This is a genomic window from Floridaenema aerugineum BLCC-F46 (assembly GCF_041929345.1).
Lineage (GTDB): Bacteria > Cyanobacteriota > Cyanobacteriia > Cyanobacteriales > Aerosakkonemataceae > Floridanema > Floridanema aerugineum.
The window spans coordinates 16,354-32,912 of record NZ_JBHFNQ010000204.1; the positions used below are offsets into that span (position 1 = coordinate 16,354).

General features: G+C 40.9%; 16 protein-coding genes. 8 read left to right on the forward strand and 8 right to left on the reverse strand.

Annotation, left to right across the window (positions count from 1 at the left end):
* The first annotated feature begins 5 nt into the window (after positions 1–5).
* Together ACE1CC_RS26755 and ACE1CC_RS26760 are read left to right on the forward strand one after the other, a co-directional pair.
* Entirely contained in the window at positions 6–1,052 is a 1,047-nt protein-coding gene (locus tag ACE1CC_RS26755) for a hemerythrin domain-containing protein (protein ID WP_413273480.1), read from the forward strand.
* A gap of 91 nt (positions 1,053–1,143) precedes the next feature.
* Complete coding sequence (locus ACE1CC_RS26760; protein WP_413273481.1) at positions 1,144–1,596, forward strand: hemerythrin domain-containing protein; 453 nt, start codon at positions 1,144–1,146, stop codon at positions 1,594–1,596.
* A gap of 160 nt (positions 1,597–1,756) precedes the next feature.
* On the opposite strand, the gene ACE1CC_RS26765 is transcribed toward ACE1CC_RS26760, so the two are convergent.
* The 5 genes from ACE1CC_RS26765 to ACE1CC_RS26785 form a co-directional block, all read right to left on the reverse strand.
* Positions 1,757–2,617 (reverse strand): SDR family oxidoreductase, encoded by an 861-nt coding sequence (locus ACE1CC_RS26765; RefSeq protein WP_413273482.1) that lies wholly within the window; start codon positions 2,615–2,617, stop codon positions 1,757–1,759.
* Positions 2,618–3,007: 390 nt separating this feature from the next.
* A complete protein-coding gene (locus tag ACE1CC_RS26770; RefSeq protein WP_413273483.1) occupies positions 3,008–4,543 on the reverse strand; it encodes an FAD-dependent oxidoreductase in 1,536 nt (511 codons plus the stop codon).
* Between the two features lie 128 nt (positions 4,544–4,671).
* Entirely contained in the window at positions 4,672–6,192 is a 1,521-nt protein-coding gene (locus ACE1CC_RS26775) for a phytoene desaturase family protein (protein ID WP_413273484.1), read from the reverse strand.
* Between the two features lie 125 nt (positions 6,193–6,317).
* On the reverse strand, positions 6,318–7,178 hold the full coding sequence (locus tag ACE1CC_RS26780; RefSeq protein ID WP_413273485.1) for a cytochrome c biogenesis protein CcdA: 861 nt from the start codon (positions 7,176–7,178) through the stop codon (positions 6,318–6,320).
* A 2-nt stretch (positions 7,179–7,180) separates the two neighbouring features.
* A complete protein-coding gene (locus ACE1CC_RS26785; RefSeq protein ID WP_413273486.1) occupies positions 7,181–7,696 on the reverse strand; it encodes a hypothetical protein in 516 nt (171 codons plus the stop codon).
* A gap of 195 nt (positions 7,697–7,891) precedes the next feature.
* Between ACE1CC_RS26785 and ACE1CC_RS26790 the strand changes: the two genes are divergently transcribed.
* The 6 genes from ACE1CC_RS26790 (at position 7,892) to ACE1CC_RS26815 (ending at position 13,699) form a co-directional block, all read left to right on the forward strand.
* The gene (locus ACE1CC_RS26790; RefSeq protein WP_413273487.1) at positions 7,892–11,848 is read left to right on the forward strand and encodes a cobaltochelatase subunit CobN; all 3,957 of its coding nucleotides are present in this window, start codon (positions 7,892–7,894) and stop codon (positions 11,846–11,848) included.
* Between the two features lie 18 nt (positions 11,849–11,866).
* Positions 11,867–12,097 carry a hypothetical protein gene (locus ACE1CC_RS26795; RefSeq protein ID WP_413273488.1) on the forward strand — a complete coding sequence of 77 codons (231 nt, stop codon included), beginning with the start codon at positions 11,867–11,869 and terminating at the stop codon, positions 12,095–12,097.
* The gene (locus ACE1CC_RS26800; protein WP_413273489.1) at positions 12,087–12,476 is read left to right on the forward strand and encodes a type II toxin-antitoxin system VapC family toxin; all 390 of its coding nucleotides are present in this window, start codon (positions 12,087–12,089) and stop codon (positions 12,474–12,476) included. The genes ACE1CC_RS26795 and ACE1CC_RS26800 overlap by 11 nt, the downstream gene beginning before the upstream one ends.
* Before the next feature lie 60 nt (positions 12,477–12,536).
* Positions 12,537–12,893, forward strand: coding sequence for a hypothetical protein (locus tag ACE1CC_RS26805; protein WP_413273490.1), 357 nt, complete (start codon positions 12,537–12,539; stop codon positions 12,891–12,893).
* A 137-nt stretch (positions 12,894–13,030) separates the two neighbouring features.
* Positions 13,031–13,207 carry a type II toxin-antitoxin system HicB family antitoxin gene (locus ACE1CC_RS26810; RefSeq protein ID WP_413273491.1) on the forward strand — a complete coding sequence of 59 codons (177 nt, stop codon included), beginning with the start codon at positions 13,031–13,033 and terminating at the stop codon, positions 13,205–13,207.
* A 30-nt stretch (positions 13,208–13,237) separates the two neighbouring features.
* Complete coding sequence (locus ACE1CC_RS26815) at positions 13,238–13,699, forward strand: DUF29 domain-containing protein (protein ID WP_413273492.1); 462 nt, start codon at positions 13,238–13,240, stop codon at positions 13,697–13,699.
* Positions 13,700–13,892: 193 nt separating this feature from the next.
* Here ACE1CC_RS26815 and rsgA read toward each other — a convergent pair whose 3' ends face one another.
* The 3 genes from rsgA to dnaJ are packed head-to-tail and all read right to left on the reverse strand — an operon-like array spanning position 13,893 to position 16,443.
* A complete protein-coding gene (rsgA, locus tag ACE1CC_RS26820; RefSeq protein ID WP_413273493.1) occupies positions 13,893–15,050 on the reverse strand; it encodes a small ribosomal subunit biogenesis GTPase RsgA in 1,158 nt (385 codons plus the stop codon).
* A gap of 2 nt (positions 15,051–15,052) precedes the next feature.
* Entirely contained in the window at positions 15,053–15,304 is a 252-nt protein-coding gene (locus ACE1CC_RS26825; protein WP_413273494.1) for a sulfurtransferase TusA family protein, read from the reverse strand.
* Positions 15,301–16,443 carry a molecular chaperone DnaJ gene (gene dnaJ / locus ACE1CC_RS26830; RefSeq protein WP_413273495.1) on the reverse strand — a complete coding sequence of 381 codons (1,143 nt, stop codon included), beginning with the start codon at positions 16,441–16,443 and terminating at the stop codon, positions 15,301–15,303. Before dnaJ ends, ACE1CC_RS26825 begins: the two co-directional genes overlap by 4 nt.
* Between the last annotated feature and the right edge of the window lie 116 nt (positions 16,444–16,559).

A 16,559-nucleotide genomic window follows, 5' to 3' on the forward strand; every position in this document is an offset into this window, starting at 1 on the left:
ACGAGATGGTTAAAAGTTTAGATGATGTAAAGCGTTCTGCTATTGCTATGGAATTGGCAGATATGGCAGAGCTTCAAAAGTTGTTGATTGCTAATGAGGAAAAGTTTATTTCCGAAATTTCTGATCCTGATATTCGCGATCGCTTCCAAAAGATGCTGGATGACGATCAAAAGAATATGGGTGTTTTAGAAACAGTCATGGTGCAGTATGGTGTAAAAGCGGAACCTCGCGATATCACCAAGCAAATGATTGAACAAGTTCAGCAATTAATGAATGGTTCTGAATTACAATTATTCCAAAAAGTAGGACAGCACGAACTATTAAAGCATAAGCAAGTAATGGCTGGACTTTTAGTTCACAAATGCTCGCAAGTTGTGGGTGCTGATGTTGCAGTTGCGATCGGACCTTTGAACGCAATTAACTTTGAAAATCGCGCTCATCAAGAACAACTCAAAGGAGTAATTGAAATTCTTGGTACTCGTGAATTAACAGGCAAAGAACCCGAACAAGGACTTTGGGGAAGAGTGCAAGATGCAGTCGCCGCTTTATCAGGTGTATTTGGTAGCGCCGTTACCCAAAACTCTGATAAACAAGACATGGATATCCGCGATTTAATCAGATTAGACCACAATAAGGTGAATACAATTTACACCGAAATGGGTGCGACCGAAGATGTTGCCAAACTGGAAGAATTGTTTGGTCAAATGTACAAAGATTTATTGGCGCACGCCAAAGCGGAAGAAGAAGTTGTTTATCCAAGAGTTCGCTCTTTCTACGGTGATGACAACACCCAAGAATTGTTTGATGAACAAGCAGAAATGGAGCGAATGTTGAATGAAATTAAGTCGATCAGTCCTGCTGATTCTCAGTTCAAAGAACAAATTAAGCAACTGATGGATATAGTTGGCGATCACATTCGTCAGGAAGAAAGCACCATGTTCGGTGCGATCGGTGATAATTTGAGCGAACAAGAACGCGAACAGTTAGCGAGCGAATTCAAATCAGCTAAGAGCCAGATTCAAGAGCAAATGGCTGCTTCCATGAATCAGTAATTAATTGCTCATTTAACAATTTGGTTTTCCCACCATTTATTTAACAGGTGGTGGGATTTTTGTTAATACTTTATTTCTCGGAGAAATGGCAATGAATGTTATTGAATTAATCAAATCCGATCATCGCAAAGTCGAGTCTTTGTTCTCCGAAATGGAGAAGGCTAAAGACTCGGAAGAAATGCAAATCTTGTTTGACCAAATTTACACTGAGTTAACTTTACACGCGAAAGTTGAAGAGTTAACCCTCTACCCAAGTATGCGGAATTATGATGAAACACATGATATGGTAGAGGAAGCTGAAGAGGAGCATATTGAAGCTAGGGAACTATTGGAAGAAATTAAATCCATGAGTCCTAGCGATCCAGAGTTCAAAGCTAAAATTGAGGAATTAAGAGAAGCTGTTCAGCATCACGTTGAGGAAGAAGAAAGCGAAATTTTACCTTCTGTAAGTGATAGCATGGATGAACAAGAAATGAAGGAACTGGCTAAGGAGTTTCAAGAAGCTAAAAGCAAGTTAGAGAAAGAGATTTCTGCTGCTAGTTAATTAATGAAGAGACTTACAGCAATACACCCCAGAAACCCGGTAACTTCTGCGAAACCGGGTTTCTTTGTGCCGTTTCTTAGAGAAATGGTGCGTTACGCTTTCGCTAACGCACCCTACAATGAGTACTCAACAAGTAGGAGAGATTGAGAGTTAAATTAGTTTAAGCGTTGACAACTTCGCCGCCATTTGGATGTAAGATTTGACCAGACATATAAGAAGAGTCATCTGATGCTAAAAATACATAGCAAGGGGCGATTTCTTCTGGTTGTCCAGGGCGTTGCATGGGTACTTGTTTGCCAAAGCTGGCAACTTTATCTTCTGGGAAAGTTGCGGGGATTAATGGTGTCCAAATTGGGCCGGGTGCGACACCGTTAACGCGAATTTTCTTTTCCGCTAGGGATTGAGAAAGCGATCGCGTAAAGGCAACAATTGCTCCTTTAGTTGAGGAGTAATCTAGCAATTGTTGATTACCTTTATATGCGGTAACGGAAGCAGTATTAATGATGGCGCTGCCTTCTTTGAGATGCTTCAGTGCAGCTTTGGATAGGTAAAACATTGAGAAAATATTGGTGCGGAAAGTGCGTTCCAACTGTTGGGCAGTAATATCTTCTATGCTTTGTTGAGGATGTTGTTCAGCAGCATTATTGACCAGAATATCGAGTTTTCCTAACTCATCAACTGTCTTTTGTACTGCTTCTTGGCAGAACTTTTCATCGCCGATATCACCTGCGATCGTTATGCACTTACGACCTTCTTGTTCTACCAGTTTTTGTGTTTCCTTAGCATCATCATGTTCGTTCAAATAGACGATCGCCACATCTGCACCTTCTTTCGCAAAAAAGATAGCAACTGCACGACCAATTCCACTATCACCACCAGTAATTAAAGCTACCTTATCAAGTAATTTTCCACTACCTTGATATTTAGGATCATCTGATTTTGGTTTCGGAGTCATTTCTGACTCAATTCCCGGTTGTTGATCCTGATGTTGAGGTGGTTGTAATTGTTCCTTCGTTTGCATAGTATTCTCCTAGAGAATCCTGAAAGATTTGCACCCTAAATTGACAGCAACCCAAAACTAAAATTGTGCATTTTAAACTTGGAAAATAACCAACTAATTACTAGTAATATAGAGCGTTTACTACTGGCGATCGCTCTGAGGGAAACTTTAATTTCCTCGCCAGTAATAACTAAGTGGAGGAAGCGACAAAAACTCCACACCGCCCTTTAATCTTTGGCATTTTTACACCGTTTGTACATCTGCCGTCGCTCTCCTTCGATGCACAACAATGGGACACAGCGAAAAAACTCCCATCCGATGCAAAATTCTGCACTCTCAGTTATGTTTCAGGTTAACAATTACCAGTTTTTGCTTTATCAACCTACGGGTAGAAAACGCCCAAATTCTAACTCAACCTTTAGTTGCATTGCTAGTAGGAAGAGGTTTTTGATTTAAATCAGTAATTGGTGGGCCATTTAACACTTCACCTGTAGTACTAAAACGTCCCCCATGACAAGGACAATCCCACGTTTTCTCCGCATTGTTCCAGTTAACAATACAACCCGCATGAGTACAAACAGGTGATAAAGAACACAAATCACCTCTTTCATCGCGGTAAACTGCATATTTCTTACCATCAATGTCAACAATTTTCCCTTCACCTATTGGCACTTGGGAAAGTTCTTTAACATCAGATCTAAACCTGTCAGCAATAAAATGTTTGGCAACACCCACATTTTCCGTAACGAATCTTTGCACGCCAGCTAAAAGATTTGCCCGGTTAGGATCGTAAAGTTTAGTCCAAGGATTTTCCCGACCCAAAATTAAGTCACTCAGCAACATTCCGCCAATAGTACCGAAAGTCATGCCGTTACCTGAATAACCAGTAGCAACATAAATGTTATTGTTAGCAGCAGTTTTACCAATGTAAGGCAAACCATCGGCGGGTTCATAAAGTTGAGATGACCAATGATAGTCAATTGATTTCACATTGTAACGAGCTTTTACATAAGTTTCTAACTGTTCGTAACACTGCTGATTATTGACTTCTTCTCCGGTTTTGTGATCTTCACCTCCGACAATTAAAATGTTTCCATAACTGCGGGTATAATGATAGGGTGAATCGGTGTCCCAAAACAGTCCTACGGGTGCTGGAGAATGCAAACTTACCCCAATTACATAAGAACGATAAGGGGCAATTTTGGTTGACATTACATACAAATCTGGCAGACTTGAAAGGTTATGAATTGGTGTGTGAGTGGCAATAATTACATTTTTAGCTGCCACAATTCCATGTTCGGTGTAAACATCATTAACCGGATTACTGTTGATTTTAGTAACAGGCGTTTCTTCAAAAACAAAACTGCCGTGACCATTCACAGATTTTGCTAATCCTTGTAAATATTGCAGAGAATTAAACTGTGCTTGATTGGGAAATAACAGTCCAGCTTTTACGGAAATTGGTAACGGTACATCAGTAGTTAAAGAAGTTTTGATCCCTAATTTCTGTGTTGCTTCTGCTTCTTGTTCTATTTCCGAAATGTCTTGAGTATTTTCGGTGTAAAGATATCCTGGTACTCTTTGAAAGTCGCAATCAATCTTTTCTTGGGCAACAATTTCGGCAATACGTTCGATCGCCACTCGACTAGATTCCGCTACTATTTTTGCATCACTTTCCCCCAAAGAAGAAATCATATTTTTGTAGCGTTCGTCAGCAGCTTCCGTAATATGTGCAGTTGTATATCCAGTCACACCACTGCCAATTTTTCCTGCTTCTAAAACTGCCACAGTTAACCCTGCACGCTTCAACAATAAAGCAGCTGTTAACCCAGTAATTCCACCACCAACTATAGCAACATCGACAGAAATGTTACCCCCTAAAGGTGGAAAATTTGTAGTTTCTGTGGTATCCATCCAAACAGATACAGAGGTTCCTGGTAAATTCATTATTCTTATTCCAATTACTCCTCTATCTGGGATAACGTTTTTCCTATCAACCTGGGATCTGTTAATAGGAATAAAAAGAATCTATCTTTTCGCAGATGTTAACTTAAAAGTAGAAATTTCACTTTCAATTAACGGTAAATTTCAGTTAGCAAATCGGCATTTTGTTGGGGAGAAACCAAAGTATTGGCGCATAAAATACCGGAAGCAGCAACAGCGGGAACACCAATCCCCGGCAAAGTGCTATCGCCAACGCGATATAATCCGGGAATCGGAGTATTAAAACTGGGAAATGTGCCTTTACCTGCGGCAATTGCAGGGCCATAAGTTCCTTGATATCGGCGTAAGTAATAGCTATGAGTTAAGGGTGTACCAATTAATTCTAAAACGATGCGATCGCGCAAGTCGGGAATGATTTTTTCTAAGGCGGAGAATAGGGATTGCGATCGCTCTTTTTTCCTCTCCAAATAATGAGAATCCCTCTGCCAATTCTCGAAAGGTTCCAAAGTATAAGCATGAACCACATAATGTCCCTCTGGTGCTAAATTTGCATCCCAAACCGAGGGAATCGAAATCATACAAGTATTCCCAGGTTCCGTAATATCTTTGTTGCGATCGTGAACAACTACATGATGACCAGTTAAATCTTCCAAACCCTCTGCCCGAATCCCTAAATGTAAGTGCATAAAGCTATCAACTGCCGGAATTTGTAAGGATTTTTGCCGATAATCTGCTGGTAAATCTTCAGCACGCAATAACTTAGTGTAAGTATCCCAAATCGTCGCGTTAGAAATTACAATTCCTGCTTTAATAACTTCCCCATTTCGCAACTTAACGCCGCCAACTTTCCCCGATTCCAAAAGTATTTGCTCAACATGAGCATTTAATTTAATTTGACCGCCCCAACGTTCCAAACCTCTAACTAAAGCATCAATAATTGCCCCACTTCCGCCAATAGGATAATCAACTCCAATATTGTTACGTTCTCCCAACATAAAAGCGACTTCTGGGGCGATCGTTCCTTCAGCTTTTAGCCCAGAAAGTAAAAAACATTCTAAATCAATTAATCTTCTCACCCAAGGATCTGTTACTTCTTGATTCATTATGTTACCAACGGAACCTTGAATAATTCCTAAATGGGGTAACAATTTGAATAGAGAAGGTAAATATTTGACCAACAAAACCGGAATCATTTGTAAATCTGCCCTTAAAGCTATGGTTGGGATATCTTTTAAAGCTTCATAGAGAGATAACAAACGTTTTTCAAATCTGGCTAATTCAACTGCACCTTGCGGCGTAATTTTCGCTAATTCCTCTCGGTAACGTTCCGAGTTACTATAAACCGGAAAAGTAACTTCAGGAAAATGATAATGCCCCAAAGGATCGTAACTAATTGTGGGCAAAGATTCACCTAAAACTGCTAAAACTTGCCTTAAAGGATTCAGACTTTTTGGATGATTTAAACCACAATAAAAAGATGGGCCAGAATCAAAATGAAAACCTTTGCGGGTGAAACTGTGGGCTGCACCGCCCGCTATGGCGTGACTTTCACAAATTAGGACTTTTTTGCCATAACGTGCCAGTAAAGCGGCTGCGGTTAACCCGCCAATGCCGCTACCGATTACGATCGCATCTAATTGCTGTTGCTGCATATCCTATCACTTACAGAGGTACGTTGTTGCGCTGTCTTCGCTAATAAGAGCGAAGACAGCGTAACAACGTACTTAGAAAATCCTTTAAGTATTATAAAATGATTAACAGCTTATTGGTTAACTGGTTAAAGTTTAATTGTGGAAACAATCCAACTAATTCCATCAATTAAATAGTAGGCTCCGATTAATATTAAAGCCAAACTACCAAGGTGAGTAATTTTTTCGGAATATTGCAATAAACCGCGAGTTTGTTTTGCTAAACCTGCGAACAAACTAGCGAAGAAAATTACTGCTGTGTAACCTATAGCATAAAAAACCATTGCTAAAGTTGTTTGCAATTGTGAACCCGTAGCAGAGGAAGCAGCTAATACAGCAAACATGATCGGACTAGTGCAAGGAGAACTGACTAAAGCGAAGGTTAAACCAACTCCATAAGCTCCAAGAATGGGAATATTAAAGTTAGTTTGGGGCAATGGTAAACGGATAATTCCTAATAGGGAAAGTGCCATTAAAACAATGAACAATCCCACAGATAACTGGACAAAACCTCGATATTTAAGTAAAATAATTGTGGCAAAAGAAGATAAGATTCCAAATAAACTGAGCATTGTTACTACACCTAAAACAAATGCTCCGGCTTTGAAAAAAGCATCCCAACGAGATTTAATTTCACGGGTGCCAATATAGCTGAGATTAATCGGAAGCAAAGAAAGAATGCAAGGTGAAATACTGGCAATTAAACCCCCAGCAAAGGAGAGAGAAAATAAAACTAAGGGATTATTGGTGTTTTGTTCGCTGAACCATTGCTGATAGCGATCGCCTATACCTAAAATGAAATTGTCGATCGTTTCTGATATACCATTTTCGCTAAATAATTTACTGGCTAAAATTACCAATATTGTGAGTCCAAACAATAACCCAAATAATAACCAAGCGGAAAATTTAGGTTTAGTGAATTTTCCTGTAAACCATTTGCTCAGTGTCATAATTAATTTCCTGAAGTTTTAAAGTTGCGAGGGCCGGAATAACCAGAAATATCAGCCAGTTCTCTTAAAGGCATAGCACCTTCATATAACTTGCCATTAATTTGCCAAGTAGGTAAAATTCTAATATCAATTTTGTCGCAAAGTTCCGTTTGAGGATTTTTCCCACGAGGGTCACATTCAACACGCACACTTGCTTTAATAACTTGGGTTGCTTGCGTGCCAAATTGTCGCTCTTGCCAATTACAAGTTGTACACCAAAAAGTGCTATACATTTTCGCACCTTTCTGTTTTAAATGATTCGCCAAAGCAACTTCTGAAACTACATTAGAATTAGCAGGTTTTTTAGTGGGAGTTGATTTAGTTGTAGCTGAGACTGTTTGAGTGGGAGTTGGCGCAGTTTGAGCTTCTACTTTTTGGGAGTTATTAGTGGAAGAACAACTAGAAATAAGTGCTAGCGAGGCAAAAATCGCTGTCGGTAGGCTAATTTTGACAAATTGGATGATTGAGATTGATTTCATAGAGTTTGGCAAATAGGATGAGCAGAAAATTCAGCAGTTTTAAATGATTAATTTTCCAGCTTACAGCAGTTTTCCCACAGATTTACCTGTTTTACACATTTTTCCTAGTTTTTTTTTCAAAATCAGGAACTATTTTAAATTTACCGGGCGATCGCTTTATGATCGAAAGATAAAGAAACTTTTTCAGCTTGAGTCATGAAACGCATAGTTCTGATTGCTGGGTTTGAATCTTTCAACGCCCAATTGTACCGCAAAGCTGCCCAGTTAGCTGTTGCACGCTGTCCTGAGTTAGATATTCGGGTGTTTAGCGATCGCGCCTTAACCACCGAACCTGATAAAGTAGAAGCAGCATTACAAGGGGCAGATGTCTTTTTTGGCAGTTTAATATTTGATTATGACCAAGTTTTATGGTTACAAGAAAGAGTTAAAAACATTCCGATTCGCTTAGTTTTCGAGTCAGCTTTAGAATTAATGAGTTTAACTCAAATTGGCGCTTTCAAAATTGGCGACAAACCCAAAGGAATGCCCAAACCAGTTAAATTTATTTTAGACAAATTCAGCAATGGGCGAGAAGAAGACAAACTCGCAGGTTACATCAGCTTTTTGAAAGTTGGGCCAAAATTATTAAAATATGTCCCCGTACAAAAAGTCCAAGATTTACGCAACTGGTTAATTATTTACGGTTATTGGAACGCTGGCGGAACCGAAAATGTTTCCGCAATGTTTTGGACAATAGCAGAAAAATATTTAGGGTTAAAAGTTGGCGAAATCCCCCCACCAATAGAAACCCCAAACATGGGTTTATTACACCCAGATTACCAAGGATATTTCACATCACCACGCCAATATATTGATTGGTATCTTGTAGGGCAGGCATCTTGCCTGTCATTAGATAATAGTGACAGGCAAGATGCCTGTCCTACAAATACAAATTCTCCAAAATCTGACAGGCAAGATGCCTGTCCTACAAATACAAATTCTTCAAAATCTGACAGGCAAGATGCCTGTCCTACAAATACAAATTCTTCAAAATCTGACAGGCAAGATGCCTGTCCTACAAATACAAATTCTCCAAAATCTGACAGGCAAGATGCCTGTCCTACAAATACAAAACCAATAGTAGGAATCTTACTTTATCGCAAGCACGTTATTACTAAACAACCTTACATTCCCCAATTAATTAGAGAATTTGAAAAAGCAGGATTAATACCTTTACCCATTTTTATTAACGGCGTAGAAGGTCATGTTGCGGTAAGAGATTGGATGACAACCGCTTACGAAACCGCCCAAAGAAAGCAGGGAAAAATCGAAACTCCTTCCTTATCAGAAGAAGCAGTAGAAGTTGATGCGATCGTTTCTACTATAGGATTTCCGTTAGTTGGAGGGCCTGCTGGTTCAATGGAAGCGGGACGACAAGTAGAGGTAGCAAAACGCATTTTAACTGCGAAGAATGTACCTTATATTGTATCAGCACCGTTGTTAATTCAAGACATTCATTCTTGGACTCGTCAAGGAGTTGGCGGGTTACAAAGTGTAGTTTTGTATGCGCTTCCTGAGTTGGATGGGGCGATCGATCCTGTACCCCTCGGCGGTTTAGTCGGAGAAGACATTTACCTAATTCCCGAAAGAGTAAAACGCCTCACCGGAAGACTGAAAAAATGGATTAACTTACGGCAAAAACCCCCATCAGAAAGGAAAATCGCCATCATTTTATATGGTTTCCCGCCCGGATATGGCGCAGTAGGAACCGCTGCTTTATTGAACGTCCCCAAAAGTTTAATTAACTTCCTAAACGCACTTAAAGCAGAAGGTTATAATGTGGGAGACATTCCCGAAGATGGCGAAGAGTTAATTAACTTAGTCAAAGAAGCAGATACCGAAAAGGTGAGTCGGGAAGAATTTATTCACGCGAATAAAGTTCATGTTAGCGTTTTAGAAAAATGGTTGGGATATTTGTTAACAAATCGCATCGAAAAACAATGGAAATCTCTCACCGAAACCGGGATAAAAACTTATGAAGATGAATATCAAATTGGTGGCGTACAATTAGGAAATATTTGGATTGGCGTGCAACCACCTTTAGGGATTTCCGGCGATCCAATGCGGTTAATGTTTGAGAAAGATTTAACGCCACATCCGCAATATGCAGCATTTTATAAGTGGTTGCAGAATGAGTTTGAGGGGGATGCGATCGTCCATTTCGGAATGCACGGCACAGTAGAATGGTTGCCCGGATCGCCATTAGGAAATACAGGTTATTCTTGGTCAGATATTCTCTTAGGAAATCTCCCCCATCTATATATATACGCCGCCAACAATCCCTCCGAATCAATGTTAGCAAAACGGCGCGGTTACGGCGTACTAATTTCTCACAACGTTCCCCCTTACGGGCGTGCAGGATTGTACAAAGAACTAGTCAATTTGCGCGATTTAATCTCCGAATATCGGGAAGATCCACAAAAGAATTACGTTCTCAAAGAAGCAATTTGTAAAAAGATTGTCGATACTGGTTTAGATGCAGATTGCCCATTAGAAGAAGCAAGAAAATTAGGAATTGCCTTCACCCCTGAAAACGTCAGAATGTTTAGCGCCGATGTTTTTAATCATTATTTGGTGAAGCTTTACGAATATTTGCAAGTTTTGGAAAATCGCCTCTTTTCTTCCGGTTTGCACGTTTTAGGAGAACCGCCAAACGAAGAGGAAATGACATCTTACTTAAATGCTTATTTTGGGGAAGAAAGGACAGGTGAGACACCTATCCCACAACAAACAGAAAAATTGTGGGATAGGCATCTTGCCCGTGAGACAGAAAAATTGTGGGATGGGCATCCTGCCCGTCCAGAAGCTTCACAAATTCGGGAGTTGTTGATGCAAACAACAGACGAATTAACTAACTTATTGCGGGGATTAAATGGTGAATATATTCCCCCTGCGCCCGGTGGTGATTTATTGCGTGATGGTGCGGGAGTTTTGCCAACAGGCAGAAATATTCATGCTTTAGATCCTTACAGAATGCCTTCACCTGCTGCTTATGAAAGAGGGCGAGAAATTGGTCAAAAAATCATCGCCCAAAACCTCAAAGAAAATGGACAATATCCTGAAACAATAGCAGTAATGTTGTGGGGATTAGATGCCATTAAAACTAAAGGTGAATCTCTAGGAATTCTCTTAGAATTAGTAGGTGCTGAACCAATAAAAGAAGGTACTGGGCGAATAGTTCGTTACGAATTAAAACCATTAGCAGAAGTCGGACATCCCAGAATTGATGTATTAGCAAATCTTTCCGGTATTTTCCGCGATAGTTTTGTGAATATTATCGAACTTTTAGATGATTTGTTTCAACGTGCAGCTGATGCAGATGAACCAGAAGAGCAAAACTTTATCCGCAAACACGCTTTAGCATTGAAAAAACAAGGTGTAGAAAATGCCACTGCACGCTTATTTTCTAATCCTGCGGGTGATTATGGTTCGTTAGTAAACGATCAAGTTACTGCTTCAAATTGGGAAACAGGCGATGAATTAGCGAACACTTGGCAAGGGCGAAATGCTTTCAGTTTTGGCAGAAAAGATAAAGGAGAAGCGCGAACCGAAATCCTCAATCAATTGCTACAAACAACCGAAAGAGTTGTGCAACAAATCGATTCCGTTGAATATGGTTTGACTGACATTCAGGAATATTACGCCAACACTGGCGGATTGAAAAAAGCGGCGGAAAAACAACGAGGAAAAAAGGTTAGTGCTAGTTTTGTGGAAAGTTTTTCTAAAGATACAACTCCGCGAAATTTAGAAGATTTGCTGCGAATGGAGTATCGCACAAAATTATTAAATCCCAAATGGGCACAAGCAATGGCAGATCAAGGTAGTGGTGGTGCCTATGAAATTTCCCAACGGATGACAGCATTAATTGGTTGGGGTGGTACTGCTGATTTTACTGATGATTGGGTTTACGATCAAGCTGCGGAAACTTATGCTTTAGATGCAGAAATGGCGGAGAAATTACGCAAAGCAAATCCCGAAGCTTTCCGCAATATTATTGGCAGAATGTTAGAGGCGAATGGGCGTGGTTTTTGGCAACCGAGTCAAGATAAATTGCAAAAATTGCGCGAGTTGTACGATTTGACGGATGAAGAATTGGAAGGTGTTACAGTTTGATAAGGAGGAAATTGAACGATGATTAATCCATTGATTGAAAAGGAAATTCATGTACAACTAGAAAAATTAACTTTGCAGCAACAAATTCAAGTTCTTAACTTTGCTAAATCTTTAGCAGGTACAATGCCTGTTGGTGTTCCTGGTAAGGATCTTTTGCAATTTGCTGGTACTCTCTCGCCTGAAGAAGCAAAAGAGATGTTGGAGGCAATTGAGGAAGGTTGCGGGAAGGTGGATTTGAATGAATGGTAGGTTTTTGGTAGATACAAATATAGTTGTTGCCTTCCTTGAAGGAGAAAGTTCAGTTCAAACACGCTTTACTGAAGCTGAGGCAATATTTGTGCCAAGCATCGTAATAGGTGAACTCTATTATGGTGCTTACAAGTCTGGGCGAGTAACAGCTAATATTACACGGGTAGATGAATTTATTCCCCGCTACACTATTCTTGCTTGCGATGCAGTGACAGCTTTACTGTACGGGCAAATTAAGAATCTTTTACGACAGAAAGGGCGACCTATTCCTGAAAATGATATTTGGATTGCTGCTATTGCAATGCAATATCAGTTAACCTTGGTATCCCGTGATTCAGATTTTCAGTACGTTGATCAATTGATGGTAGAAATTTGGTAATTTGCCGATCGATTTAGGGAACTATAAGATGTAGCACCATTGAAAATTAGGGATGAAAAGATGAACCCAACAGATATAGTCACGCTCTATAAATTTGGTAAGGTTGCCGAAGATTTGTGGAATGAGGCATGGCACGGTGGTAAAGAAGATTTTGGTTCGGTGCTGATACAGGACAGCAACAGCCGTCTTTGGAAAGTTAAGGTTCGCTTTACTGGCTATCGCAAACGCTACCTCAAAATCAAGTTAGAGTCGCATGGTTCACTAAAAATACGCGCATCAGCAGACAATTATAAGCCAGGTGAGTACCTGCGTATTACACCCGATGAATGGCACGTCTTTGCCTTACTTGCTAAGGATAATAACGAGCGAGAACTTTATGCCTGCGCCCGAAGCATTATAGATAGATTGGTGAGATAAACTTAAATTCTTGATTCTGGTTACAGAAATACTGAAGATAAGGACGATATAGCTAATCGCCCTTATTTATTTTCACCAGAGCGCCATAACCTACCAAGTGAGAAAATAAAAACACTATTTTTGTAAAACATTTAGCAATGTCAAACACATTTACTGCAATCTTTGAAAAAGTAGACGATTGGTATATTGGCTATGTTGAAGAGTTATCCGGTGCCAATGTACAAGAAAAAACTTTGGAAGAAGCAAGAGAAAGTTTACAAGAAGCTATAGAATTAATCCTAATATCTAACCGCGAACTAGCAGACTTAAAATGAGCAAGGCTCAATTCAAGAGGATACAAAATCATGACAACCGAGATTCAAGCTAATCAAAAAAGCCTCTATGAAAATGATTTTGTCAACTGGGTTGAAACCACAGTAGAACAATTGCAGAATCAAGATTATGCCAATGTAGATTGGACAAATTTAATTGAAGAAATTGCAGATATGTCAAAACGGGAGCGGAAAAGCTTAAAAAACAATCTGATAGTAGTTCTGCTCCATCTTCTCAAATGGCAATATCAACCAGAATTTCGCAGTGGTAGTTGGCGAGGAAGTATTCGGGAACATCGCCGACGCATCAACGATGATTTGCATGATTCCCCAAGTTTAAAACCTTATTTGTCAGAAATATTTGCTGAGTGTTACAAAAATGCTCGTGAACAAGCAGCAGATGAAACAGGTTTGCCATTAGCAACTTTTCCCGAAGATTGTCCTTATACACCAGAACAATCTCTAGATTCTGATTTCTTACCAACAACCGACTAATACCAAATCCGGGTTAGCAACTCCCTTGATATCCTTCCTCTTCCTTCTTCGTGTTCTTCGTGTCTTCGTGGTTCAAAAAAGCAGCAAATTCAGTGGATTTGGTATTAACTAATCTCTTTTCCTTTTCTTCTCTTCGCGTCCTTCGCGTCCTTCGCGGTTCAAAAAAAAGAGATTAATCAACCCCACTTGAGTATCAAATATCCGTATCTTCATACAACTCCAACAACTTTTGCTGTTGAGTTTTCCGCGAAGTGCGCCGATATTTCTTCGCTTCTAATCTCGGTTCATATTGACTCCCACCTTTGCGTTTAGTTTTCATTTTCATAACCGCATCAGGATCGGATTGTTGATTTAAATGTTCTTGGTGTGCGATCGCACTTTCCAAAAACTCCAAATAATGCTCATATCTCTCCCAATCTCCCCGCACTGCACAATTTGGTTCATCACCATGTAAACAATCATTAAACTGACAATTATTTTCTGCCAAACGCTCTCTTATTTCAGGAAAATACTGCGTTAATTCTTCTGGACTACAATCAAGATCCGGCTGATTAAAACCCGGAGTATCTGCTAAATAACCGCCCTTTGGTAACTCAAATAATTCAACGTGCCGAGTAGTATGTCTTCCCTTACTTAATTTCCCCGAAACTTCACCCACCCGCTGTTCCAAACCAGGAATTAAATAATTAATTAAACTCGTTTTTCCTACCCCAGAAGGCCCAGCCAAAACTGTAATTTTATTGTTTAATTTAGCAGTTAATTCATCTAAACCGCTGCCATCATAAACACTAATAAATATTGGTTCATAACCCCAAGCAGATAAGCGATCGCGCCAAGCTTTTCGTACTTCCAAACTCACCAAATCGCTCTTATTCAAACACAAACTCACCTCCAACTCAGTAGACTCCGCCTTCACCAAAAATTTACTCAGTTGAAATGGCTCTAAATCTGGTTCTGCCAAAGCAAAAACTAAGATAATTTGATCGGCATTCGCGATCGGAGGACGATCGAGTTCTGTCTCTCTAGGCAAAACCTGCGCGATCGCACCCCGTCCCCCCGCCCAATCAGGCTCTTCAATCTCCACGCGATCGCCCACCATCACCTGCTGACCGATTTTCTTCAACCTCGCCCTACGGGTACATAGTAATTCGGGACTGGGGACTGGCGACTGGGGACTAGGAGAGTTTTGTAGGGGCAATTCATGAATTGCCCCTACAGAATTTTCTTGCCCCTCTGCCCCTCTGCTCCCCTGCTCCCCATCTCCCAGCTTCACCCGATAAAAATTCGCCTGCACCGCTAACACAGTTCCCCACAGCGGAGAAACTGCGTTATCGTCATCTGCGGCACTCACGGTCAACTCGCAGGTCGCCGGACTAAAATGGCAAAAAAACCAGTCCGGTCTTCTATTTGTTCAATGCGATAACCTGCCATCGTTAGGCTATCAGGAACTTGCTCGATCGGTTCTCCGGGATCTAACCATACTTCCAACAGAGAACCGGGAGCCATTTGCTCCAAGCGCAGTTTCGTGCGGACAAAATTAATTGGACAAGGAGTGCCTCGCAGGTCTAGCTGGGCATCCGGGGTTGATAGGGCAGGGTTACTCATTTGTGGAAAATATTTCCAAAGAATCCTTCTATACCGCCTTTACCAGTGCGTTCGCCCCTAATTTTAGCCAACTTTTCTAACAATTCCCGCTCCTCTGGAGTGATTCGGTTAGGAATTTCAATATCCACAGTAATCAGGTGATCGCCCCGACTCACTGGGTTGCCTAACTTTGGTACACCCCGATTTTCTAATTTTAGAACTGTATTTGGCTGCGTACCGGGGGGAATCGTCAACTCCTGTGGGCCATCCACTGTATTGACTTCCAGCCGACCTCCCAAAATTGCCTGTAAGTAACTAATTTCAATCCGCGACAGGATATTAATTCCTTCCCGCTTAAACTCTGCGTCTTCGTTGACAAACAAATATACATACAAGTCACCCGGAGGGCCACCTCGTTGACCGCTATCGCCCTCAGAAGCAACACGCAGACGAGTGCCATCATCCACACCAGCGGGAATGGTAATTTTCAGCTTTTTAGTAATTTGCTTTTGACCCCGACCATCGCAAGCTTCACATTTATCTTCTATCACCTGACCGCTACCGTTACAGGTAGGACAGACGGAAACTTGAGTAAAGCTGCCAAAAGGAGTGCGTGTCACTCGCCGTACTTGACCGGAACCTGTACAGGTAGCACAAGTCCGAGGTCGAGTCCCTGGTTTAGCACCTGTACCGCTGCAAGTTTCACAGGTTTCTAGGTGAGAAATGCGAATTTCCTTCTCACCGCCAAACACAGCTTCGCGGAAGTCTAATTTTAAATCTAATCGCAGGTCATCACCTCTAGCGGGGCCTGTGGGTCGTCGCCCAGTGCGAGTCCCGCCTACGCCGCCGCTTTGACCCGCGAATCCGCTGAAGAAACTTTCAAAAATATCGGCAAAACCGCCCATGTCGCCAAAGTCTTGAAAGCCTTGTGCTGCTGCGCCTTCTACTCCGGCATGACCAAAGCGATCGTAACGCGCCCGCATTTCTGGTTCGGAAAGCACTTCGTAAGCTCGGTTAATTTCTTTAAAGCGGTCTTCCGCCCCTGGTTCTTTGTTCACATCTGGGTGGTACTTACGAGCCAGACGGCGGTAGGCTCGCTTGATTTCTTCTTGGTCGGCGTTGCGAGCAACACCTAGAGTTTCATAATAATCGGTGGACATAGAGGACTGGTACAGGTTTAAGTTTTAAGTTATGAGTTTTGAGTCAGAGAGTTTTAAGTTATGTAGTTAACTCAAAACTCTCGAATTGAGTGGCAGGATAGTTTTAAGTTTTCAGT